This window comes from Sphingomonas arvum, assembly GCF_026013565.1.
GTDB lineage: Bacteria > Pseudomonadota > Alphaproteobacteria > Sphingomonadales > Sphingomonadaceae > Sphingomicrobium > Sphingomicrobium arvum.
Window position 1 is genome coordinate 1,410,522 of sequence record NZ_JAPDOB010000001.1, and the last position, 21,417, is coordinate 1,431,938.

At 67.3% G+C, this 21,417-nt stretch carries 21 protein-coding genes; 7 read left to right on the forward strand and 14 right to left on the reverse strand.

What is annotated here, in order from left to right; all coding sequences use genetic code 11:
* Nucleotides 1-3: 3 nt before the first annotated feature.
* The 3 genes from apaG to uvrC are packed head-to-tail and all read right to left on the reverse strand — an operon-like array spanning nt 4 to nt 3,097.
* Nucleotides 4-408 (reverse strand): Co2+/Mg2+ efflux protein ApaG, encoded by a 405-nt coding sequence (apaG, locus tag OMW55_RS06940; RefSeq protein WP_264881818.1) that lies wholly within the window; start codon nt 406-408, stop codon nt 4-6.
* Between the two features lie 8 nt (nt 409-416).
* Nucleotides 417-1,154: a DNA repair protein RecO gene (gene recO, locus OMW55_RS06945; RefSeq protein ID WP_264881820.1), complete on the reverse strand. Its 738-nt coding sequence runs from the start codon at nt 1,152-1,154 to the stop codon at nt 417-419.
* Nucleotides 1,151-3,097: an excinuclease ABC subunit UvrC gene (uvrC, locus tag OMW55_RS06950; protein WP_264881821.1), complete on the reverse strand. Its 1,947-nt coding sequence runs from the start codon at nt 3,095-3,097 to the stop codon at nt 1,151-1,153. The genes recO and uvrC overlap by 4 nt, the downstream gene beginning before the upstream one ends.
* A 374-nt stretch (nt 3,098-3,471) precedes the next feature.
* Between uvrC and OMW55_RS06955 the strand changes: the two genes are divergently transcribed.
* Entirely contained in the window at nt 3,472-3,933 is a 462-nt protein-coding gene (locus tag OMW55_RS06955; RefSeq protein WP_264881822.1) for a GreA/GreB family elongation factor, read from the forward strand.
* Nucleotides 3,934-3,937: 4 nt separating this feature from the next.
* Here OMW55_RS06955 and OMW55_RS06960 read toward each other — a convergent pair whose 3' ends face one another.
* From OMW55_RS06960 to OMW55_RS06970, 3 genes are all read right to left on the reverse strand, one after another.
* Complete coding sequence (locus OMW55_RS06960) at nt 3,938-4,657, reverse strand: aspartate/glutamate racemase family protein (RefSeq protein ID WP_264881823.1); 720 nt, start codon at nt 4,655-4,657, stop codon at nt 3,938-3,940.
* Nucleotides 4,658-4,864: 207 nt separating this feature from the next.
* The gene (locus OMW55_RS06965) at nt 4,865-6,391 is read right to left on the reverse strand and encodes an NAD(P)(+) transhydrogenase (Re/Si-specific) subunit beta (protein WP_264882041.1); all 1,527 of its coding nucleotides are present in this window, start codon (nt 6,389-6,391) and stop codon (nt 4,865-4,867) included.
* A 61-nt stretch (nt 6,392-6,452) separates the two neighbouring features.
* On the reverse strand, nt 6,453-6,734 hold the full coding sequence (locus OMW55_RS06970) for an NAD(P) transhydrogenase subunit alpha (protein WP_114227924.1): 282 nt from the start codon (nt 6,732-6,734) through the stop codon (nt 6,453-6,455).
* A 264-nt stretch (nt 6,735-6,998) separates the two neighbouring features.
* Here OMW55_RS06970 and OMW55_RS06975 point away from each other — a divergent pair, with 264 nt between their 5' ends.
* The 3 genes from OMW55_RS06975 (at nt 6,999) to OMW55_RS06985 (ending at nt 10,475) form a co-directional block, all read left to right on the forward strand.
* The gene (locus OMW55_RS06975) at nt 6,999-9,302 is read left to right on the forward strand and encodes a putative bifunctional diguanylate cyclase/phosphodiesterase (RefSeq protein WP_264881824.1); all 2,304 of its coding nucleotides are present in this window, start codon (nt 6,999-7,001) and stop codon (nt 9,300-9,302) included.
* A 281-nt stretch (nt 9,303-9,583) separates the two neighbouring features.
* On the forward strand, nt 9,584-10,000 hold the full coding sequence (locus tag OMW55_RS06980; protein WP_264881826.1) for a secondary thiamine-phosphate synthase enzyme YjbQ: 417 nt from the start codon (nt 9,584-9,586) through the stop codon (nt 9,998-10,000).
* A 1-nt stretch (nt 10,001) separates the two neighbouring features.
* Complete coding sequence (locus tag OMW55_RS06985; protein WP_264881828.1) at nt 10,002-10,475, forward strand: YbaK/EbsC family protein; 474 nt, start codon at nt 10,002-10,004, stop codon at nt 10,473-10,475.
* On the opposite strand, the gene OMW55_RS06990 is transcribed toward OMW55_RS06985, so the two are convergent.
* From OMW55_RS06990 to OMW55_RS07000, 3 genes are all read right to left on the reverse strand, one after another.
* Nucleotides 10,472-10,696, reverse strand: coding sequence for a hypothetical protein (locus OMW55_RS06990; protein WP_264881830.1), 225 nt, complete (start codon nt 10,694-10,696; stop codon nt 10,472-10,474). The genes OMW55_RS06985 and OMW55_RS06990 overlap by 4 nt on opposite strands.
* 125 nt (nt 10,697-10,821) lie before the next feature.
* Nucleotides 10,822-11,952 (reverse strand): Re/Si-specific NAD(P)(+) transhydrogenase subunit alpha, encoded by a 1,131-nt coding sequence (locus OMW55_RS06995; protein WP_264881831.1) that lies wholly within the window; start codon nt 11,950-11,952, stop codon nt 10,822-10,824.
* Between the two features lie 10 nt (nt 11,953-11,962).
* Nucleotides 11,963-12,112: a hypothetical protein gene (locus OMW55_RS07000; protein ID WP_264881833.1), complete on the reverse strand. Its 150-nt coding sequence runs from the start codon at nt 12,110-12,112 to the stop codon at nt 11,963-11,965.
* 93 nt (nt 12,113-12,205) lie between these two features.
* Here OMW55_RS07000 and OMW55_RS07005 point away from each other — a divergent pair, with 93 nt between their 5' ends.
* From OMW55_RS07005 to OMW55_RS07015, 3 genes are all read left to right on the forward strand, one after another.
* Complete coding sequence (locus OMW55_RS07005) at nt 12,206-13,642, forward strand: sigma-54-dependent transcriptional regulator (protein ID WP_264881834.1); 1,437 nt, start codon at nt 12,206-12,208, stop codon at nt 13,640-13,642.
* A gap of 590 nt (nt 13,643-14,232) precedes the next feature.
* Nucleotides 14,233-15,000: a phosphodiester glycosidase family protein gene (locus tag OMW55_RS07010; RefSeq protein ID WP_264881835.1), complete on the forward strand. Its 768-nt coding sequence runs from the start codon at nt 14,233-14,235 to the stop codon at nt 14,998-15,000.
* The gene (locus OMW55_RS07015; protein ID WP_264881837.1) at nt 14,997-15,740 is read left to right on the forward strand and encodes an SDR family NAD(P)-dependent oxidoreductase; all 744 of its coding nucleotides are present in this window, start codon (nt 14,997-14,999) and stop codon (nt 15,738-15,740) included. Before OMW55_RS07010 ends, OMW55_RS07015 begins: the two co-directional genes overlap by 4 nt.
* Here the strand turns inward: OMW55_RS07015 and folP are convergent.
* From folP to glmM, 5 genes are all read right to left on the reverse strand, one after another.
* The gene (folP, locus tag OMW55_RS07020) at nt 15,737-16,804 is read right to left on the reverse strand and encodes a dihydropteroate synthase (protein WP_264881839.1); all 1,068 of its coding nucleotides are present in this window, start codon (nt 16,802-16,804) and stop codon (nt 15,737-15,739) included. The two genes, OMW55_RS07015 and folP, sit on opposite strands and share 4 nt — an antisense overlap.
* Complete coding sequence (locus tag OMW55_RS07025; protein WP_264881840.1) at nt 16,801-17,925, reverse strand: site-specific DNA-methyltransferase; 1,125 nt, start codon at nt 17,923-17,925, stop codon at nt 16,801-16,803. The genes folP and OMW55_RS07025 overlap by 4 nt, the downstream gene beginning before the upstream one ends.
* Nucleotides 17,926-18,116: 191 nt before the next feature.
* Nucleotides 18,117-18,752 (reverse strand): ribonuclease HII, encoded by a 636-nt coding sequence (locus OMW55_RS07030; RefSeq protein ID WP_264881841.1) that lies wholly within the window; start codon nt 18,750-18,752, stop codon nt 18,117-18,119.
* A 6-nt stretch (nt 18,753-18,758) separates the two neighbouring features.
* The gene (gene thiD / locus OMW55_RS07035) at nt 18,759-20,018 is read right to left on the reverse strand and encodes a bifunctional hydroxymethylpyrimidine kinase/phosphomethylpyrimidine kinase (RefSeq protein ID WP_264881842.1); all 1,260 of its coding nucleotides are present in this window, start codon (nt 20,016-20,018) and stop codon (nt 18,759-18,761) included.
* A gap of 35 nt (nt 20,019-20,053) precedes the next feature.
* The gene (gene glmM / locus OMW55_RS07040) at nt 20,054-21,394 is read right to left on the reverse strand and encodes a phosphoglucosamine mutase (RefSeq protein WP_264881843.1); all 1,341 of its coding nucleotides are present in this window, start codon (nt 21,392-21,394) and stop codon (nt 20,054-20,056) included.
* Between the last annotated feature and the right edge of the window lie 23 nt (nt 21,395-21,417).

Genomic DNA, 21,417 nt, shown 5'->3' on the forward strand with positions numbered 1-21,417 from the left:
CAATCAGGCCGGACCGGTCAGCGGGAACTTGGGAATGGCGACGTCAAACGCCTGCCCGTCCTCGTCGACCAGGCGGTAGCTGCCCTCCATGGAGCCAATCGCGGTCGAGAGCGGGCAACCGGACACATAGTCGAAGCTCGCTCCTGGTGCGATTAGCGGCATCTCGCCAACGACCCCCTCCCCGCGCACTTCGTGCAGGGCGCCGCGGCCGTCGACGATGCGCCAGTAGCGAGACAGCAGCTGCACGCTCCTGGAACCGCCATTCTCCAGGCGGATATGGTAGGACCAGAACCAGCGCCCGGTAGCGGGGGCGGACTGTTCGGCGAGGTACGAGACCGCCACCCGGACGGTGACGTCGTTGGTGGTCGCCTCGTACGGGAACAGGATTGCGAGTGCGTCCAGGGCCATGGAGTGACCTATGGCATGCCGGCGGCGCGGCGCAAACGCTCAACAAGGCGGGCGCGGCCTTCATTGAGGCTTTCGGCGCGGTCCGTGAGCAGGTCCCGCGCCAGGAAGTGTCCGGTGAGCGTCAGGCCGTCCACCGTGTCCGGGAGTGCAGCCGGCCCGCCGTCGCGGACGAACGGAGGCAGCGGCAGGAGGCGGCCGGCGTAGGGGGCGGCCTCGGCGGCGCTGACCGCGCGCCCCGAACGGGGTGAGACGGCGACCAGCTGATCCGTGGCGCCGCTCGCCGCGCAGCTTTCGAGGTCGAGGCCGAAGCCGAGTTCGGCCAACATGAGCAGTTCGTAGCGAACCAGGGCAGCGCCCCAGCCGCTCGCCGAAGGTGCGGCTTCGATGGCATCGAGCAGGCCGGAGAGCGCCTGGAACAGGCGTGGGTAGGGTTGCTGTTCCGGCAAGGCCGTGGCGGTGAGCGCCGCCGCCCACTCGATGGCCGCTGCGGGGAGCGGCTCCGTGAGCAGCGGACCGCGGCTATGGGTAAGCTCGACCGAGATCTGCGGGAGCTGTGCGTCGGTGCGCGCGGACACCTGCGCCTCCACCAGGTTGCCGGCGATCAGCACCGGGCGCATGCGCCGGCCGCGAGCGCCTCGGACATAGCCGGCGACCAGGCCATGGTTGGGGGTGAGCAGGCGGACGACGGCGCCGTGCTCGCCGTGGCTGCGGAGCGCAAGGACGATGGCCGGGGTGGTCAGCCTCATCCGTTCGGGTGAAAATAGTCGTAGAGCTGACGGGCCGTGCCCTTGCTGATGCCCGGGGCGCGTTCGAGGTCCTCCAGCGCCGCGCCCTTGACCGCGCGGGCGGTGCCGAAGTGCATAAGCAGCGCGCGCTTTCGGTTGGGGCCGATGCCGGGGACTTCGTCGAGCGTCGAGGTGGTCAGGCTCTTGGCGCGCTTGGCGCGGTGCGTCCCGATGGCGAAGCGGTGGGCCTCGTCGCGGAGGCGCTGCAGGTAGAACAGCAGGGGCGAGTTTACCGGCAGGGTCAGCTCGCGGCCGTTCGGCAGGTGGAACACCTCCCTCCCCTCCCGGCCGTGGTGAGGGCCCTTGGCGACGCCGATCACTGGAACATCGTGCACCCCAGCGTCTTCCATGATCTCCAGCACTGCGTTGAGCTGGCCGCGGCCGCCGTCGATCAGCAGCAGGTCGGGCCACTCGCCGCTCTGCCGGTCAGGATCGTCCTTTTCGAGGCGGGCGAAGCGCCGTTCCAGCACTTCCTTCATCATGCCGAAATCGTCGTCGGTCTGGGCCGACTTGATGTTGAACTTGCGATAGCTGTTCTTGCGGAAGCCCTCTGGCCCGGCGACGATCATCGCACCGGTGGCGTTGGTGCCCATGATGTGGCTGTTGTCGTAAACCTCGATCCGCTTGGGCACGTCGGTCAGCTCGAACGTGTCGGCAAGGTCGCGCAGCAGCTTGCTCTGGGTGGTGCTCTCGGCGAGGCGTCGTTCCAGCGCTTCCTCCGCATTGCGGCTGGCCTGCTCGATCAGCTTGCGGCGGTCTCCGCGCTGGGGCCGTTCGATCAGCACCTTGCGCTCGGCGCGTTCGGACAGGGCTTCAGCGATCAGCTCCGGTTCGGGCAGGTCGCGGTCGACCAGCACGCGCTTGGGCGGCGGCATGTCCTCGTAGAATTGGACCAGGAAGGAGGCGAGCACCTCCGCTTCCGGCACCTCGGCGGTATGCGACGGGAAGAAGGAGCGGTGCCCCCAGTTCTGGCCGCCGCGGATGAAGAAGGCCTGGATGCACATCTGGCCGGCCTGGCAGGCGAGCGCGAAGATGTCGGCATCGCCCAGCCCCTCGGCGTGGACCGTCTGGCTGCCCTGGACGTAGGTCAGGGCGCGGAGGCGGTCGCGGTAAATGGCGGCGAGTTCGAAGTCCTGTTTTTCCGCGGCTTCGGCCATCAGCTTGGACAGGCGCGCCTGGACGTTGGTGGAGCGGCCGGCGAGGAAGTTCTTCGCGTCCTCGACCAACTCGGCATACTCAGGAGGCGCAATCCGCTCGACGCAGGGGGCCGAGCAGCGGCGGATCTGGTAAAGCAGGCAGGGCCGCGAGCGGTTCTGGAAGAAGCTGTCGGAGCAGCTGCGGAGCAGGAACAGCTTCTGCAAAGCATTGAGGGTGCGGGTGACCGAACCGGCGCTGGCGAAGGGGCCATAGTACTGGCCTTTCACCCGGCGGGCGCCGCGATGCTTCTGAACGCGGGGGAACGCATGATCCTCGCGCAGGAGAATGAAGGGGAAGCTCTTATCGTCGCGCAACAGCACGTTGTAGGGCGGCCGAAAGCGCTTGATCAGCTGCGCCTCGAGCAGCAGTGCCTCCGCCTCGGTGCGAGTGGTGACGATGGTCATGGAGCGGGTCTGCGCGACCATCCGCTGCAGCCGCTTGGAGAGACGCGCGACCTGCGTGTAGTTGGTGACCCGTGCTTTAAGCGCGCGGGCCTTGCCGACGTAGAGCACGTCGCCGCGCGCGTCCTGCATGCGATAAACGCCGGGGCGCGCAGGCAGGGTTTTCACGACATTGCGGATCGCCGCGACGCCCGCCTCCAGGTCCGGGGCCTCTCCTCCGCCCTGCACGGTGAAGGTCGCCTGGTCCTCGTTGAAGCGCTCGGCGGAACGGGGGTGTTCGGGACGGTCGGCCGGAGTGCGATTCATCAGCCGCGATGTAGGTGGTGCGGAAGGATTTCGGAAGCCGGGCACGTACGGTTGCTTAGGCGTGATTCGAGGCGATGCGGCAGTCGGAAGGCGACAAAGGCGACACCTACAATCCTATCCACACGGACCGGCCGCGGGAACACCACCGCTGATATCGCCGCAAACCGAGGAGACCACCCATCATCACGAACCTGTCTGGCACATTAGGAACGTGTAGGACAGTTCGATGACTTACGCCCATCAGGGCTGAGGAGCGCTCTAATCACTGCGCTTGAGAGTTGGCACGTGGGAACGAAGGAAACGGCGGAGCTGCTATCTTCTTGGACGCAGCGGCTTTAGATTAGCCGCATGCAAGTCGGTTCGGTCTCAAACTCATGAGCGTCGCTTTCCGCCGGGAGAGCGATGAGGAGCATCTCGAGCCGAAGTTCGAGCTACCAATCCCGCCTGGACCGAACTTGGTGACGGCCCGGGGCCTCGGGCTGATCGAAGCAAACGTGGCGGAGCTGGAAGCTAAGCTCGCCCAAGCCTTGGGCGAAGAGGAGCGCAAGGCGGTGCTGCGAGATGCGCGCTACTGGCGGCAGCGGCAGGCGAGCGCGCAGCTGGCGCCGCCGACGTCGGGCGAGCGGGTCGCGGTGGGGACGCGGGTGACCTACGAGCGCGACGGGCAGCAACGGACGGTGGAGATCGTCGGCCATGACGAGAGCGAGCCGGCGGCGAACCGGGTCGCGTTCACGGCGCCGCTGGTCCGGGCGATGCTCGGCGCAGAGGTCGACGACGAGGTGGAACTGCCGGACGGGGCGGCGCTGACGATCATCGCCATCGCCGCCGCGTCCTAGAGGCTCAGGCGGCCGCCCTCGCCTGCTCCCGGTCGGCCAGCATCCACTCGACCGCGGCGCGGGCGTGGATGGCGGTGGTGTCGTAGACCGGCAGAACGTTGGCGCGGGTGTCTACCGCCAGCACCAACTCGGTGCAGCCGAGGACAACGGCCTGCACCTTGGCCTTGCCGAGTTCGGTGATCAGCGTCTTCAGCTTGCGTTGGCTGTCGCGGACGACGCGGCCGGCGGCGAGCTCCTCGTAGACGATGCGGTCGACCTCCTTGCGCCATTCCGGCGTGAGTTCCTGGATGGCGATGCCGCGCTGCTCATAAGGGCCGCGAGCCCAGGCTTCGGTCATGGTGAAGCGGGTGCCAAGCAGGGCGATGCGGGTGCGGCGGTCCGTGGCGACGCACTCGGCGGCGGCCTCGCGGATGTCCACCAAGGGCAGACCGGTGGCGGCGGCGATTGCCTCGCTCGAGCGGTGCATGGTATTGGAGGCGAGCAGCAGGCCGTCTGCGCCGGCCGCCTTCAGCCGCTCGGCCGCTTCGACCACCACGCGATCGGCGGCCGCCCAGTCGTTGACCCGGTGGTAGCGGGCGTAATCGTCCTCGAAGTCGAGGCTTTCGATCACCAGGCGGGCGCTGTGCAGGCCGCCCAGCCGCTGCGCCACCTGGCGGTTGATGTGGTCGTAATAAAGCGCGGTCGAATTCCAACTCGCCCCGCCGATGATCCCCAGCTTGCGCAACGTATGACTCCCCATCCCCGCCGCTCAGAAAACTGGAGCGGCCCCGTAACAAATTTGCTGTCGATTCAAGCTCCTGCCGTGGAGCCTCGCGACCTTTGTCACTTACTCTTGCCCGTCCGGCAAGCGGGTGAATGGAGGTTGGGTGAATAGTTAACTCGTCAAAGGCGGGCTGTTGCGGCGGAGCGACAAACCGTTACGCGAGCGAACTCATCCGAGCGCCTTCACGACCTCCTCCACCATCTTCTTAGCGTCGGCGAGTAGCATCATGGTGTTGTCGCGATAGAACAACTCGTTGTCGACGCCGGCATAGCCAGCGCCGCCCATCGAACGCTTGATGAACAGCACGGTGCGGGCCTTCTCGACGTCGAGCACTGGCATGCCGTAAATGGGCGAGCTTTTGTCGGTCTTGGCGGCTGGATTGGTGACGTCGTTGGCGCCGATCACAAAGGCGACGTCGGTTTGGGCGAATTCGGAATTGATGTCCTCAAGCTCGAACACCTCGTCGTAGGGCACGTTGGCCTCGGCCAGGAGCACGTTCATGTGGCCCGGCATCCGGCCTGCGACGGGGTGGATGGCATATTTGACGCGGACGCCCTCGGCCTTGAGGAGGTCGGCCATCTCGCGCAGCGTATGCTGCGCCTGCGCCACCGCCATGCCGTAGCCGGGCACGATGATCACCTGGTCGGCCTGCTTCATCAGGAAGGCGGCATCCTCGGCCGAGCCGCGCTTGTAGGGACGGTCGATGGCTTCGCCCCCCGCCCCGCTCGCCGCGGTCGCGCCGAAGCCGCCGGCGATGACGCTGATGAAGCTGCGATTCATGGCTCGGCACATGATGTAGCTGAGGATCGCGCCCGAGCTGCCGACCAGCGCGCCGGTGATGATCATGGCGCTGTTGTGGAGCGTGAAGCCCATCGCCGCCGCGGCCCAGCCGGAATAGCTGTTCAGCATGGAAACGACGACAGGCATGTCAGCGCCGCCGATCGGGATGATCAGCAGGAAGCCGATGGCGAAGCTGAGCGCCATGACGGTGAAGAACACCCATGGGCTCTGGTCCTGGGTGAAGTAGGCGATCAGCAGGAGGATGGCGCCGAGCGTCGCGAGGTTGATGAGGTGCCGGGCAGGCAGCAGGATCGGCGAGCCGCTCATGTTGCCGTTGAGCTTAAGGAAGGCGATCACCGAACCCGAGAAGGTGATGGCGCCAATCGCCACGCCGAGGCCGAGCTCGATCCGGCTGACGGGGAAGATGTTGACCACCGTCTGCGAGGCGATCGGGGTGAAGCTAGTGGCGATGCCGAATGCTTCGGGGTTGAGGTAGGCGGCGGCGCCGACGAGGACGGCGGCGAGGCCGACCAGGCTGTGGAAGGCGGCGACGAGCTGCGGCATGGCCGTCATCTGGATGCGGCGGGCAGTGACCAAGCCGATGATCGCGCCGATCGCGATGGCGGCGAGGATTAGGCCGGCTGTGACCCAATCGACCCCGGAGCGGAAAGCTGCCGTACCGGGAACTTCGACAAAGTCCGATGTTCGCGGAAGATGCGTGAGCAGCGTTGTCACCACCGCGATTGCCATGCCGATCATGCCAAGGCGATTGCCGCGCTGGCTGGTGGCGGGGCTCGACAGGCCGCGCAGGGCGAGGATGAAGCAGACGCCCGCCGCGAGGTAGGCCAGGAGTACCCACGCGGGCTGGCCGTGGGCAGCGGCGGTCTCAAGGCCAGGATTGGGTCCGGGGAGCATGCTGGCGTCGGGTGAGAAGGTGACGGCGAAGATCCAGTCGCGATGAACGTGGCTCATCCGCTCAGCGCTCCTTCTTCTTGTACATGGCGAGCATGCGGCTGGTCACCGCGAAGCCGCCGAAGATGTTGATGGACGCGAGCACCACACCGAGGAGGCCAAGCCACTTGGCGACCGGGTTGCCGCTGGCGGCGGCCGCGATCAAGGCGCCGACGATGATCACGCTCGAGATGGCGTTGGTCACGGCCATCAGCGGCGTGTGCAGCGCCGGCGTGACGGACCAGACGACGAAATAGCCGACGAAGCAGGCCAAGACGAAGATCGAGACGATGGAGATAAGGTCCATGCAGCTTCCCTCAACAGGCGCTTAAAGTAACAAAGGTAGCGGGTACGTGCCTCCCCAACGCACGGTGATTGACATCTTCGCGGTGTCCCGGGCCGTTTCCGCACCGTTCCCCATAGGTAATCGTCCATGCATTGCGGGCAGCATGGCACAGGCGAGCGGCCATAGAACAGGGCAAAACGCTGGTCCATTTCGGCGCCGTTACCGATTGTCAAAACACGAACGGTTTCCGTTTTGATAACCTTTTGGCGGCAAACCGGCTGGGACATGCGCTCGCCACCGCCTTCCGCTCAGGCCGACGGGTCGAAGCAGCCGTTGAAGCTGCTGCTGTGGCTGACGCTCGTCTGCGGCATCTTCGGCTACCTGGAAGTCGGCGAAGTTGCAGAAGACTACCTGCGGATGACCCGCAACAACCTTCATCCGCGCTCCGCCAGCGGCGAGATCGTCTTTGTCGCAATCGACGATCGTAGCACGCAGAAGATCGGCGCGTGGCCGTGGCCGCGAGCCAGGCTGGCTGAGGTGATCAGCCGAAGCGCGTCGGCCGGAGCCAAGGGAGTGTTCCTGCAGGTTCCCGTCAATGACCGGACCACGGCCACTGCGGATCGGCAGCTAGCGGAAGCAATTGAGCGCTCCGGCATCGTCACGCTGCCCGTGCGCACCCGGCAAGGAACTGGCCGACTGGGAGAGCAGGCGAGCGGCGGGCCATTGCCGATGTTCTCGCGCCATGCGCATCTCGCCGACATCTCGGTGTTCTACAATTACCAGGGCGCCGTGTGGCGCGCGCCTTTTGCGGGCGGCTACGAGGGACAACCCATCGGCGGCATGGCGGCCGCCATTTCCGGCCGGTCCGCGCTGCCGACCGCAGGCCAGTTCCGGATCGATTACTCCGTGGACACCAAGCGCATTCCGCGGATTGACGCGGCCGACCTCTTGCAAGGTCGGGTGCCGCAGGAATCCTTGCGCGGCAAGTCGGTGGTGGTTGGCCTGGACGGCGAGTCCCTGGGCGACCAGGTCTGGATTCCGGGCCGTGGCCGCATGGGCATGACCTATGTGCAGATGCTCGGCGCGGAAACGCTGAAACACGGAATGCCGGTCGATCTCGGCTTTCTTCCCGCGCTGCTTGTGGCGCTGGCGGCGTGCTGCCTGTCATTGCGCGCACAGACCCGCCGCTCGGAAGAGGTGCCGCTCGTCGCCGGTCTTGTGCTGCTGCTCACAGTTCCCGTCCTGCTCGAGACCAACCTGATCTTCGTGGACGTCTCGGCCGGCCTTGTCGCCCTGATCGCCATGAGCACTCGCCTAGCCTGGCGTCGTTGGCGCAGCGGCAGCCTGACCAATCCGGAAACCGGGCTGCCCAACCTGACCGCCCTGCGTGAGAACCGCGCGGTACCGGACCGCCTGCTGGTCGCGGCACGGGTGCACAACTATGCTGAGATCGCCTCGACCCTAAGCGATCAAAAGGAAGCGGAACTCGTCCGGCAGATCGTGCAGCGGCTCTCCGTCGGTGACCAGCCGCTGAAGGTCTATCAGGGTGACGAAGGCGTGTTCGCCTGGTTCACGGAGCGAAGTGCAGCGCTGACCAACCACCTTGAGGCGCTGCACGCGCTCTTCCGGACGCCGGTGTCCATGGGCGGTCGCCCGATCGACGTGGCGCTGACATTCGGCGTTGAACTCGGCAGCAGTCGGGCCAACGCAAGCCGGCTGGCCAGCGCGCTGGTGGCCGCCAACGAGGCCTGGAGCCAGGGTCTGCGCTGGAAGTACCACGACCCGGCACGGGAAGAGGAAGTCAGCTGGCGGCTGTCCCTGCTCGGCGAGCTGGACGCGGCGATCGACAAGGGCGAAGTCTGGATCGCCTACCAGCCGCAATACGACCTGCGCCGCAACCAGGTCATCGGGGCCGAGGCGCTGGCGCGCTGGACGCACCCGGACAAGGGTCCGATCAGCCCAGCCGAGTTCATCGTTGCCGCCGAACAGCAGGGCCGGATCACCAAGCTGACCGATTTCGTGCTCGACCGGGCAGTGTCAACGGCGGCGGCGATCAATCGGCGGGGAACCCCGTTCACGATCGCTGTGAACATCTCGCCCCGCCTGCTGACCGATCGCGAGCTGGTGGGCCGCGTGAAGCATGCGCTGGCCCGGCACCAGCTGCCACCCGAGCGGCTGACCCTGGAGCTGACCGAGACCGAGTCGCTGCAAAGTGCCGAGGAGGGCTTGGCCATCCTCGACGGCCTGCGGGCGCTGGGCGTGCGCATCGCCATCGACGACTATGGCACCGGCCTGTCCACGCTGGACTATCTCAAGAAGATTCCGGCCAACGAAATCAAGATCGACCAGAGCTTCGTGAAAGGCATCAAGGTCAATCGCTCCGACCTCATCATGGTGCAGTCCACCATCGCCCTGGCCCACTCGCTCGGCCGCTCCGTGGTCGCGGAAGGAGTCGAGGAGCGTGCGACTCTGGACCAGCTGGCCGAGATGGACTGCGACGTGGCGCAAGGTTTCCTGATCGGCCGACCGATGGGCGTGCGCGAGTTGGTGCAGGCGCTGCAGGTTCGCAGCCTCCGCAGCGTAGCCTGATTTTCCGCTGAATTCTGCAACAAAGGTGCGTTCTTCAAACGAGTTCGCGCGACCTGTTGAAAAATATGGTGAATCGTTTGCTAACCGTTTCGATTAAGGTTAATACACTCTCAAGCAGCAATGATTCGCTGCTGAAACAGGGAGAGTTTTATGTGGAGCTACCTCTTCGGTTGCGGCTGGCGTTAAGCCATTAACCGCCGCCCGGGCTCGGCTGGGCACATAGACAAGCGCGTCCGTCGAAAGACTGGCGCGCTTTTCTGTTGGCGGGTAGCGGCTGGGCCATGTTGCAGGTCACCGGCTCCCTCACGCTCAGCGCGCCTCATGCGGGAATGCACGACATCACCGGCGAGGTCGTCGAGTGGCTGCGCGCCCAGCAGGTGCGCGACGGGCTCCTGACCCTGTTTATCCGGCACACGTCCGCGTCCCTGCTGATCCAGGAGAATGCGGCGCCGGCCGCCCGGCGTGACGTCGAGCGCTACTTCGCCCGGCTAGCACCCGAAAACGACGGTTACGAGCATGACGACGAGGGTCCGGACGACATGCCTGCCCACCTGCGCGCGGCGCTGACGCAGGTGCACCTGTCCATTCCGGTGATCGGCGGCGAGCTCCAGCTGGGCACGTGGCAGGGCATCTACCTGTTCGAGCATCGCCGCCGCCCCTCCCCGCGCGCCATTGCCATGCACCTGATCGGAGAATGATGTGAGCCTGGCGAGCGTGCGGACGTGGTTGGCGAAGCATGCGCCGGAGGTGCGCCTGATCGAGGCGCACGCGAGCACCGCCACTGTCGCGGACGCCGCGGCGGCGCTCGGGGTCGAGCCGGGCCGCATCGCCAAGACGCTGAGCGTCAGGGTTGGCGAGCAGGTGTTCCTGCTGGTCGCGCGCGGCGATGCGCGGTTGGACAATGCCAAGGCGAAGGCGGTGTTCGGCGGGCGGCCGCGGATGCTGGAGGCGGAGCAGACCGAAGCGCTGACCGGCCATCCGGTCGGCGGCGTCTGCCCGTTCGGTCTCGCCACGCCATTGCCGGTCTATTGCGACCGCAGCCTACAGGCATTCGCAACGGTATTTCCCGCGGCGGGCAGCCGCAACAGCTCGGTGGAGATCGCACCGGAACGGCTGGCGGAGGTCACCGGCGCCGCATGGGTGGACGCCTGCATTCTGCCGAATGGCGCTTAGCGGAGCGGCACCGCGCGAATGAGGGCTTCCAGCCGCTCTCGGCGTGGCGCGACCAGCGCCGCTGCATAAGTCAGGCAGTATAGGTCAGCCGTGGCCATGCCGCGCTCCCACCCGGCGCGGCTCTGCGCGACGAGCGGCAGCAGCCCGCGCGGGCGCGCAATCTGCCGGACGGGCTCCAGGGTCGCGTCCCAGCGGCGCGCATCATAGTCGGCGCAGGCCATATGAGTTTCGAGCTCCGCAAACGCGAAGCGGATCGCCTGTTGCTGCGCGGCCGTGGCGCGCGTGTCCGGTGGGGCGGCGGCGAGTCAGGAGCCGAGTAGCAGCACTCCCGGCAGCGGGGCGAGCCTCACGCGCTCGCCAGTCGCTCCGCCACGACCTGCCCATCACGGGTGAGGGTGATGGCCCGGACGATCTCGTCGTCAGCCGGAAGCACCGCGCCGCCAGAGTCCTTGTCCCAAAAGGCAGAGAGGAAGTTGTACAGGTTGCGTGCGAACAGGGCCGAGGCATCGGCCGGAAGGCTGCGCGCGAGGTTGAGCGCGCCGAGGATCGTTACGCCATGCCGCTGGGCGCGCTCGCCGCAAACCGTACCCTCGACGTTGCCGCCGGCATCGGCGGCGAGGTCCACCACCACGCTGCCCGGGCGCATGGTGGCGAGCTGGGCATCGCTGATGAGGCGCGGCGCCGGCTTGCCCGGAATAAGCGCTGTGGTGATGACGATATCCTGCTTGGAGAGGTGGCTAGAAACAAGTTCAGCCTGAGCCCGGCGGTACTCATCGCTGGTCTCGCCGGCGTAGCCACCCTGCCCTTCGCCTTCTATGCCGGCCACCCCCTCGACGAAGATCGGCTTGGCCCCCAGAGACTGGATCTGCTCGCGGGTGGCGGAGCGGACGTCGGTAGCGCTGACCTGGGCGCCAAGACGGCGAGCGGTGGCGATCGCCTGGAGCCCGGCCACGCCAACCCCCATGACGAACACGCGCGCCGGGCTGACGGTGCCGGCGGCCGTCATCATCATCGGAAAGGCGCGGCCGTACGCCGCAGCAGCGTCGATCACCGCCTTGTAGCCGGCAAGGTTGGACTGGCTGGAGAGGATGTCCATGCTTTGCGCCCGCGTGATGCGCGGCATCCACTCCATCGCTAGTGCCTGAAGCCCGGCGGCGGCGTAGCCGCGCACCGCGTCGGCCCGGCGGAACGGATCAAGCGCGCCGATCAGCAGCGCGCCTGCCCGAGCACCCGCAAGGCTGTCCGGCTCCGGACCCGACACGCACAGGATGAGGTCGGCATCGTGCAACACCTCGGCCCGGCTGCCGACCTCCGCGCCGGCGGCGGCGAAGTCCCCGTCGGGTACGGAGGCGGCAGCACCGGCTCCGGCCTCCACAGCGACGCGAGCGCCCAGTGCCGCGAACTTCTTCGCCGTTTCCGGGATGGCGGCCACGCGGGTCTCGCCCTGTGCCGTCTCCCTCAGGACTGCGAGCTTCAAGCCGCCCGGCTCAGCTGGCGATGATGATTACGACGAGCAGCGCGACGACCAACGACGCGATGCCGCCCCATTTCAGCAGGGCCATGACCCGGGTGTAGTCGTTGACGTGGCGTTTGAATTCGACCGGGTTGCCGTTCGGCTCGGAGGTGTGGATGGACATGGTTGCTCCCTGATGCGGTGACTTGTTGACGCGAGCATAACGCCGCCGCCGCCCTACACCAACTCTTTACTCCTTGGCTTGTATGTCCCAGGCATGCGCGCGGATACCATTCGCTTTCTATTGCTGGTCGACGCCGGCCTGACCGAGCGGCGGCTCGTCTCCGCCACGGCCAGCCGGGCGGGCTGGAGCACACTTGGCGCACCGGGCCTCAGCGAAGCCATCGAGCTGCTGCGCGGCCCGCATGGCCATGAGGTCAAGGCCGTGCTGGTCGGCAGCTGGAATGCGGCGAGCGGCCCGCAGCTGGTTCGTACCCTTCGCAGCGATCGTCCCGGATTGCCGATCATTGTCCTAGCCGAGGGCGGCTCCATCGCTCAGGCGGTTGAGGCGATGCGCGCCGGTGCATCCGACTTCCTGGCGACCCCAATCGCGCCGGAAAGGCTGATGGAGGCGCTGGCCGCCAACGCGGACCGGCGCCGGCCTGGCGGCGAACTCGCGCCCCTGTCGGAGAAGCTCGCGCCGGCCTTGGCGCTCGACGAGCTGGTTGGCTCCGTTCCAGACTTCCGCGCCGCGCTGGCGATCGCCGCCAAGGCCGCGCGCAATCGGCTGCCCATGCTGATCGTTGGCGAGCCGGGCACGGGCAAGGAGACGATTGCCAGGGCGATCCACGCCGCATCGCAGCGTGCCAGAGGGCCGCTGCTCAGTATCGATTGCCGCTCAACTCCGGCCAACATCATCGACAGTGAGCTGTTCGGACATGTCGCGGGCGCCTTCCCGGGCGCCTTCGCCGAGCGGGTGGGCAAGCTGGTCGAGGCCGACGGCGGCACGCTGCTGCTCTACGATGTCGGGCACCTGCCGTCCGAGACCCAGGAGCGGCTCGACCGCGTGCTGGCAACGGGCGAAGTCCGGCCGGTCGGCTGCAACGGCAGCCACTCGGTCGACGTGCGGGTGATCGCCACCACCGGTGCGCCGCTGCCGGACGGGTTCGACGGCGGCCTGGCAGAGCGCTTGACGGCGACCACCGTTACCGTTCCGCCGCTAAGGGAGCGCACGCAGGACATTCCGGCGCTCGCCCGCCATCTGCTGGGCCGCATCGCCGGACAGCCGGGGATCCGGCCGCTGTCGCTGGGCAACGATGCGCTAGCGGTGCTGATGCGCTACGGCTGGCCTGGCAACGTGCGCCAGTTGAGCAACGTGCTGTTCCGTGCGGCGCTGCAGTGCCAGGGATCGGCGTTGACGGCGGACGACTTCCCGCACATCGCCATCCAGTCACGCTTCAACGGCCGAGCGCAGGACTTCGCGCCGGAACTCAGCAAGGCGAGCCAGGAAGCGGCCATGTCGGGCGGGCCGGGCGTGACCCTGCTGAAGCCTGACGGGCACCTCCGCAGCCTGGAGGAGATCGAGGCTGACGTCATCCGCCTCGCCATCGGCCACTATCGCGGCAAGATGACGGAGGTTGCCCGGCGGCTGGGGATTGGGCGCTCGACGCTTTACCGCAAGCTCGGCGAACTGGGCATCGACAACCTCGGCTGAGGAGTCCGGCGCGCGTTACCGCGAAGTTGAACTCGGCTGATTAGGGGTCGACCGTTGAGCCTGTATCTCAGGTGTGAGTAACCATAGCTTCCGCGCCTTCTGGTCCAGCACGAAATCAAAGTGGGAGAGAAAGCCCATTTCGAGCCGGCCGTCGCCGTCACTGTTCGAAATCGGTTGCAGGGCAACCGTACCGGAGTCGACCTTAAACGGACCTGCCTGCAACCGATCGACCCTTGCCTCTGAGGTCCGAAAGAGATCCCCCGCAACTGTAGTTGCAACCTTCGCGATCTGTGGCCTGCTGCCGAGGTTCAACCTAGCCCATGCACTGTTGCCGAGCGCAACTGACCCGCCAAACTTCAGATCAAGCGTCAACTCCGCAGGCTTACCGTCGATCCTGGCGGTTACTGTTGGAACGGCATTGTTCAGGTATGCGAAGGGCGTATTTTCTGGAAGCGGAAGTCGACCACTCGGCCCGAACGTGAATTGGCGGCGGCTGTACCAAACGAGGAAGCCGAGATGGTGAAATCGCTCGCCCGCAAGCAGAAGTGGTCGCCATCGACAACGTCGGCTCACACCGGCAAAGCGGGGCGATGCACTGGGTGCTTGCCTTTCTCCTGCTGCTGGCGGGATGCCGCAAGGCGGAGCCGGCAGTTGCCGCGGAGGTGCCGGAGGAAACGGGGCCGTGCCGGACGGAGCTGTTCGACGGCAGCCGGTTCACCGTCTGCTCGGCGGCCGAGCTGCGGCTTGAACTGCACGTGGCCGGGCGGGACGGACGGGCTTATCGAAGCTTCGCCGCGCTGAACCATGTGCTTGGGCAGCGGGCGGAGCGCGTGGCCTTTGCGGTCAACGCGGGAATGTTCGACGAGGGGGGGCTGCCGATCGGGCTGGCGGTGGCGGACGGGCGCGAGCTCAAGGGCCTGAACCGGCGCGACGGCGGCGGTAACTTTCACCTGAAGCCCAACGGCGTGTTCCTGGTGCGGGACGACGGCAGCGCGGCGGTGGTGCCGACGGAGCAGTTCAAGCCGTCCAAGACCGTCCGACTCGCCACGCAATCAGGGCCGATGCTGCTGATTGGCGGCAAGCTGCACCCGCGGATCGAGGCGGATGGGCGCTCGCGATTTGTGCGCAACGCGGTGGGTGTGGACACGCACGGCGTGCCGCTGTTTGTCATCAGCGAGGAAGCGGTCAGCTTCGGCAAGCTGGCGCGGCTGTTCCGGGATCGGCTGGGGTGCCGAAACGCGCTGTACCTCGACGGGTCGGTCAGCTCTTTGTGGGATCCGGCGGGTCACAGGATGGACAGCTTTTCGGCTCTGGGGCCGATGATCGTGGCTCTTCGCGACGAGGAGGAACGGCGGTGAACTTTTCGGGTACGTCGACCCTGATCACCGGCGCCGCGTCGGGCATCGGGCTCGCCTGCGCCACACACCTGGCTGAACAGGGCGCGGGTCGGCTGGTGCTGGTGGACCGGGACGCGGAGGCGCTGGAGCAGGTCAGCTTCAGCTGCGAGGTGGTGCGGATCGCTGGCGACGTGGCGGACCCGCAGCTCTGGTCGTCGCGGCCGCTGGGTGAGCTCGACCATGCGGTGGTGAATGCCGGCGTGGCGGGTGTCGGCCCGATCACCGACATGCCGTTGGCGGAGTGGCGGCGGGTCATGTCGGTCAACCTGGACGGCGTGTTCCTGACCTTGCAGGCGGCCATGCGGGCGATGCGCGAGGGCGGGTCGGCGGTGCTGGTGGCGTCGGCAGCGGGCATCAAGCCCCTGCCCGGCCTGTGCGCCTACGGCACGTCCAAGGCGGCGGTGATCCACCTGGCCAAGATCGCTGCGCTGGAGGGTGCGCCCCGCAAGATTCGGGTCAACGCGATTGCGCCGGGCGGCGTCGAGACGCCGATTTGGTACAACACCGACTGGTTCCGCGGATTGGAGGCGGAGCTAGGCCGCGAGGGTGCGTTCGCCAGGATCGCCGAGGACGGCACGCCGCTCGGGCGGTTCGCCCGGCCGGAGGAGATCGCCGCGCAGATCGCCGTGCTGCTGTCGAACGAGGTGAGCGGCTACACCACCGGCGCCGTACTGGTCAGCGACGGCGGGCACGTCCTCTAGACCTTCGGCGTCAGCGCCTGGTCGCGCAGGCCACGCCAGACGCGCAAGGCCTGGACCGTGTCGTACACGTCGTGGACGCGGATCAGCTGGGCGCCCTGCTCCGCCGCCTTGAGCGCCAGGGCCACGCTGCCGCCCAGGCGAGCGTCGGCGGGCGCTTCGTTGTGGAGCGCGCCAATGGTGCGCTTGCGGCTGGCGCCGAACACCAGCGGGCAGCCGAGGCCGTGCAGGGCAGCGAGGCCATTGATGAGCTCGAGATTGTGGGCGACGGTCTTGCCGAAACCGATGCCCGGGTCGACCATGATGTTCGCGCGGTCGATGCCGGCAGCCACGGCCGCGGCGATCCGCTCTTCCAGCCATAACCAAACCTCGGCGAGGACGCCGCGCGGGTAGCTGGGGTTGCCTTGCATGGTTTCAGGCCGCCCCTGATGGTGCATCAGGATGACCGGTGCCTTCGCTGCGGCGACCACTTCGGCGGCGCGGTGGTCCCAGGTGAGTGCCGAGACATCGTTGACGAGTCGCGCGCCGGCCGCGAGCGCGGCTTCCATGACGACCGCTTTGCGGGTGTCCACAGAGGTGGCCACGCCACCGGCGGCCAAGGCGCGCACGACGGGCTCGACCCGGGCAATCTCGTCGCCTTCCCAGACGGGCCTGGAGCCCGGACGTGTGCTCTCCCCCCCAACGTCGATCAGTGCGGCGCCTTGCTCGGCCATGCCGAAGCCAGCTTGCGCGGCGTCCCTCCCCTCCCCGTGCTTGCCGCCGTCAGAGAAGCTGTCGGGCGTGACGTTGAGGATACCGACGACCTGCGGCTGATCGAGGCGGATCGTGCGCTCGCCCAGCTTGAGCAGTGATCGGGCGGCGGTGAGTGCCGTCCACTGGCGGGCGGTGTCGTCATCGAGACGGTCCTCGATGGCGCTGACCGGCACCAGCTCGGAGCTCGATTCGCCGGGGCGGATCAGTTCAACCTGGCTGAACCAGTTGAGGCCGCCCGCGAGGCGGGCAACCTGGCCGTCGTGGCCGAACGGTGCATCGACGAAGCCGGTCGGGCGCAGGATGGTACGGGTCACTCCACCCCCGCCAGATGCTCCTGCCGAAGGGTGTCGAGCGGCACGAGGCGGCCTTGGCGTTCGACATGCCAGAAGGTCCAACCGTTGCAGCTGGGTGCCTTGTTGAGGCCGGCGCCGACCTTGTGAATGGAGCCGGTGTGCGGACCGCAGTTCAAGGAACCGTCCGCGCGGACGGCCGCCTTCCACCGGCGCTTCGCGTCGCTCAGCACCGTGCCGGGCGGGACCATGCCGCTTTCCACCAGCAGGCCAAACGCGACACGCGGCTGCGAGCGCTTGTCGGGGACGGTCTCCATCGCGCTTTCGTCGAGCGGGAGGGTGGCGTGGATGCGGGTCTCCGCGACTTTGGCGTAGGCAGTTTCGCGCTCGATGCCGATCCAGCGGCGACCGAGCCGGCGGGCGACGGCGCCGGTGGTGCCCGTGCCGAAGAATGGGTCGAGCACCGTGTCGCCCGGCTTGGTGCAGGCGAGGAGCACGCGGTAGAGCAGGCTCTCGGGCTTCTGCGTCGGGTGGGCCTTGTGGCCGTCGACGTCCTTCAGCCGCTCGGCGCCCGAGCAGATCGGCAGCACCCAGTCCGACCGCATCTGCAGGTCGTCGTTGAGCGCCTTCATGGCGCGGTAGTTGAAGTGGTACTTGGCGTCCGCATCCTTGGCGCACCAGATCAACGTCTCATGCGCGTTGGTGAAGCGGGTGCCGCGGAAGTTCGGCATCGGGTTGGCCTTGCGCCAGACGATGTCGTTGAGGACCCAATAGCCGAGGTCCTGGAGCGCCGTGCCGACGCGGAAGATGTTGTGGTAGCTGCCGATCACCCACATTGACCCGTCGTCCTTCAGGACGCGCCGCGCCTCCGTCAGCCAGGCGCGGGTGAAGGCGTCATAGGCGGCGAAGCTGGCGAAGTGATCCCAGTCGTTATCGACCGCGTCGACCCGTCCGCCCTCCGGCCGGAAGAGGTCGCCCCCGAGCTGTAGATTGTAGGGCGGGTCGGCGAAGATCATGTCCACGCTCTTGGCCGGGAGCTTGGCCAGCTCCTCGATGCAATCGCCGAGGATGATCTGGCCATCGTCGAAGATAGGCGTGGCGCGCACGCGTTCCTGGACCGGCCGAACTGGCAGAACGAGATTCATGAAGAGCACCCCCGTGTTGGCCGCCATGCTGAGTCCGGGCGGACTCCCGGTCAACGGGGAAAGGGTTAACGGCCTGCTCGGACCTGGAGAACGGAACGAGTCCGCAATGATTCTGGACACAAGATGTTGAGTCTCGTCGCGGCCAGGGGACTCAATCGGCTGTGGTGTGGCGCGGAGGACTCGTCTTCCGGCTATTCAGCGGCGATGGCGAACAGATCAGGCTGCGCGGCGGCAGCGAGGGCCTCGCGGACGAGGTTGAAGCTGCGGCGATGGAGCGGCGTGGGGCCGAGTTCGCGCAAGGCCCGGCGGTGGTCGGGCGTGGGGTAGCCGCGATTCTGTTCCCAGCCGTAGCCGGGGTGCTGCTCGGCATATTGTGCCATGATTCGGTCGCGGGTCACCTTGGCGACGATGGACGCGGCGGCGATCGAGCGGCACTTGGCGTCGCCGGCGATGATCGGCAGGCTGGGGCGGTCCCACTTGGGGCAGCGGTTGCCGTCGACCATCACCATCGCCGGCTCGAAGCCGAGCGCCTCGACGGCGCGGATCATGGCCAGCATGCGCGCCCAGTAGATGTTGAGGGAGTCGATCTCCTCCACCGTGCAGATGCCGACCCCGCAACGGGCCTGGACCATCAGCTTGGCATGGATCGCTTCGCGGGTGGCGAGATCGAGCTTCTTGCTGTCGTCGATGCCGCGGGGGAACTTGTCGCGATCAAGGACCACGGCGGCCGCGACCACCGGACCCGCGAGCGGCGCGCAGCCGGCCTCGTCCACGCCGGCCAGCGGCATGGGGTGATCACGCTCAAGCTTGAAACAGGGTCTGGCCACGTGTCCCTAGGGTAGGACGGCCCGCTTCACCTCGAAAGAGTCGAATGCGGGTTCCGGGCTCGGCTCGTCGATTTTTGCCGGCGCTTCCGCTTCCGCCATGCGCCAGGGCGGGTAGCGGCGGTGCTCCCCGGCCTTGTAGAGGAAGACGATGTTGCCGCTGGGATCGCGCAGGCGCGCCTCGCGCCACATCCATGGCTGGTTGCGCGGGCCGTGCTCGAAAGGAAGGCCGGTGCGGGCGAGTTGCTCCACCCGAGCATCGAGGTCGTCGCATTCGAGGTAGATGGCGGTGGTTGGACCGATCTCTTCCTCGGGATCGATCTGGACCGAGAGGGTGCCGCCGCCCCAGCTCTCGAAGCGGGCGTAGCCGTTCTCCGGGCTGTCGACGATCTGCTTGAGGCCGACCTTGAGGTAGAAGGCGACGGACTTGGCGTAATCCTTGCCGGTGACCGTGACCTGGTTGAGCCGCGGCCCGCCGCCGACATCGAGGCGGACCTTGTGGTGGCCCATGGGGCCATGGCCCTGACCGAGGCCAGGTGCTTCGTGCAGCGCCATGCGGACGAACTCGCGCGCGGCGGCGATGGAGGATGCCAGGCCGTGCCCCTGCGCAAGGCCGACTGCGATGGCGCTGGCTAGGGTGCAGCCGGTGCCGTGCGTGTGCGGCGTGTCGATGCGGCTGCCCTGCCAGCTAGTGATGTTGTCTTCCTCGATCAGGGCGTCGGCGAGCGCGTCGCCCTCGTCGTGGCCACCCTTGATCATGACCGCACAACCGTGCGCGCCAACCAGCGCCAGCGCGGCCTCGACCGGGTCTTCCTTGCCGGTCAGCCGCTGCAGTTCGGGGAGGTTCGGCGTGGAGATGGTGGCGATCTCCATCAGCCGGGTGAAAGCAGCGACCGTGGCGTCGTCGGCCAGTGCCGCGCCACTGGTGGCGACCATCACGGGGTCGAACACGATCGGGACCTTGGGCTCGAGCGCCTCGAGCCGGTCGGCGACCACGTTGGCGGTGAAGGCCGAGCCGATCATGCCGATCTTGATGGCGTCAACGCCGATGTCGTAGATCACCGCGTCGATCTGCGCCAGCACGGTCTCGGCCGGGACCGGGTGGACCGCGGTGACGCCAAGCGTGTTCTGGGCGGTGATGGCGGTGATCGCGGTCATCGCGTAGCCGCCAAGCATGGTGACGGTCTTGATGTCCGCCTGCACGCCCGCCCCGCCCCCGCTGTCGGAGCCCGCGATGATCAGGATGCGGGGAGTGGTGGCGTTGGTCATTGAACCCTGTTTAGCGGCAAAGGGCGAACAGTTCGTTAAGCAGCGGCCCTGGTCACCGCCGCGCAGATGCGCTCCACGACGTCATGGACCTGCGCCTCGTCGTCGCCTTCGGCCATGACCCGGATCAGCGGCTCGGTGCCCGACTTACGGATAACCAGGCGGCCCCGCCCGTCGAGCTCGCGTTCGGCGGCGGCGATGCAGGCCTTGACGCTGTCTGCCTCGAGCGGCGCGCCGCCGGCGAACCGAACGTTCTTGAGCAGCTGCGGCACGGGCTCGAACTGATCAAGGAGCTCGCTGGCGGGTTTGCCCTGCCCCACCATGGCCGCGAGGATCTGCAGGGCGGCAACTAGCCCGTCGCCCGTGGTGCTGTGATCGGTCAGGATGATGTGGCCTGACTGCTCGCCCCCGACGTTGCAGCCGGTGGCGCGCATCGCTTCGAGCACGTAGCGGTCGCCGACCTTGGTCCGTTCCAGGCGCAACCCTTCAGCATCGAGTTTCCGTTCAAGACCAAGATTGCTCATCACGGTGGCGACCACCGCTCCGCCTTTGAGCTGGCCGAGGCGATGCTGGTCGAGCGCGATCAGCGCCATCAGCTGATCGCCGTCGATCACCTTGCCCGTTTCGTCGACCACGATCAGGCGGTCGGCGTCGCCGTCCAGCGCCAAGCCGATGTCGGCGCCGCTGGCGACCACAGTTTGCTGGAGCAGCTGCGGGTGGGTCGACCCGCAAGCATCGTTGATGTTGATGCCGTTCGGCGTGACGCCAAGAGGGATGACGTCGGCCCCAAGCTCCCACAGCGCATCGGGGGCGACGTGGTAGGCGGCGCCATGCGCGCAATCGACCACGATCTTCAGCCCGTCCAGGCGGAGCTGTTCAGGGAAGGTCGCCTTGGCGAAGTGGACGTAGCGGCCGCGGGCGTCGTCGATCCGCTTGGCCCGGCCGATGAGTTCGGGCTGAGCGAGCGGCGGCGCTCCTTCGAGCAGGCCTTCGATTTCCAGTTCGTCGGCGTCGCTTAGCTTGTAGCCGTCGGGGCCGAACAATTTGATGCCGTTGTCGGCGAAGGGGTTGTGGCTAGCGGAGATCATCACGCCGAGGTCGGCCCGCATGGAGCGGGTCAGCATGGCGACGGCGGGCGTCGGCATCGGTCCGAGCAGGACGACGTCCATGCCGACGCTCGTGAAGCCGGCGACCAGCGCCGATTCCATCATGTAGCCGGACAGGCGGGTGTCCTTGCCGATGACCACCCGGTGGCGGTGGTCGCCGCGCACGAAATGGGCGCCGGCGGCCTGGCCGACCTTGAGCGCTACTTCCGGGGTCATCGGGGCGGTGTTGGTGAGACCGCGGATACCGTCGGTGCCGAAGAACTTGCGTGCCATGCGAGCGCCTTAGCGCTGCTGGA

Excerpts from the sequence above, each read along its gene's own strand:
- OMW55_RS06970 (WP_114227924.1), bottom strand. The coding sequence starts at position 6,734 with ATGGACCTTATCTCCATCGTCTCGATCTTCGTCTTGGCCTGCTTCGTC.
- OMW55_RS07025 (WP_264881840.1), bottom strand. The coding sequence starts at position 17,925 with ATGAATCTCGTTCTGCCAGTTCGGCCGGTCCAGGAACGCGTGCGCGCC.
- recO (WP_264881820.1), bottom strand. The coding sequence starts at position 1,154 with ATGAGGCTGACCACCCCGGCCATCGTCCTTGCGCTCCGCAGCCACGGC.
- OMW55_RS06980 (WP_264881826.1), top strand. The coding sequence starts at position 9,584 with ATGTTGCAGGTCACCGGCTCCCTCACGCTCAGCGCGCCTCATGCGGGA.
- OMW55_RS07010 (WP_264881835.1), top strand. The coding sequence starts at position 14,233 with ATGCACTGGGTGCTTGCCTTTCTCCTGCTGCTGGCGGGATGCCGCAAG.
- OMW55_RS07000 (WP_264881833.1), bottom strand. The coding sequence starts at position 12,112 with ATGTCCATCCACACCTCCGAGCCGAACGGCAACCCGGTCGAATTCAAA.
- OMW55_RS06955 (WP_264881822.1), top strand. The coding sequence starts at position 3,472 with ATGAGCGTCGCTTTCCGCCGGGAGAGCGATGAGGAGCATCTCGAGCCG.
- OMW55_RS06975 (WP_264881824.1), top strand. The coding sequence starts at position 6,999 with ATGCGCTCGCCACCGCCTTCCGCTCAGGCCGACGGGTCGAAGCAGCCG.
- uvrC (WP_264881821.1), bottom strand. The coding sequence starts at position 3,097 with ATGAATCGCACTCCGGCCGACCGTCCCGAACACCCCCGTTCCGCCGAG.
- OMW55_RS06990 (WP_264881830.1), bottom strand. The coding sequence starts at position 10,696 with ATGGCCTGCGCCGACTATGATGCGCGCCGCTGGGACGCGACCCTGGAG.
- apaG (WP_264881818.1), bottom strand. The coding sequence starts at position 408 with ATGGCCCTGGACGCACTCGCAATCCTGTTCCCGTACGAGGCGACCACC.
- OMW55_RS07005 (WP_264881834.1), top strand. The coding sequence starts at position 12,206 with ATGCGCGCGGATACCATTCGCTTTCTATTGCTGGTCGACGCCGGCCTG.
- thiD (WP_264881842.1), bottom strand. The coding sequence starts at position 20,018 with ATGACCAACGCCACCACTCCCCGCATCCTGATCATCGCGGGCTCCGAC.
- OMW55_RS06965 (WP_264882041.1), bottom strand. The coding sequence starts at position 6,391 with ATGCTCCCCGGACCCAATCCTGGCCTTGAGACCGCCGCTGCCCACGGC.
- glmM (WP_264881843.1), bottom strand. The coding sequence starts at position 21,394 with ATGGCACGCAAGTTCTTCGGCACCGACGGTATCCGCGGTCTCACCAAC.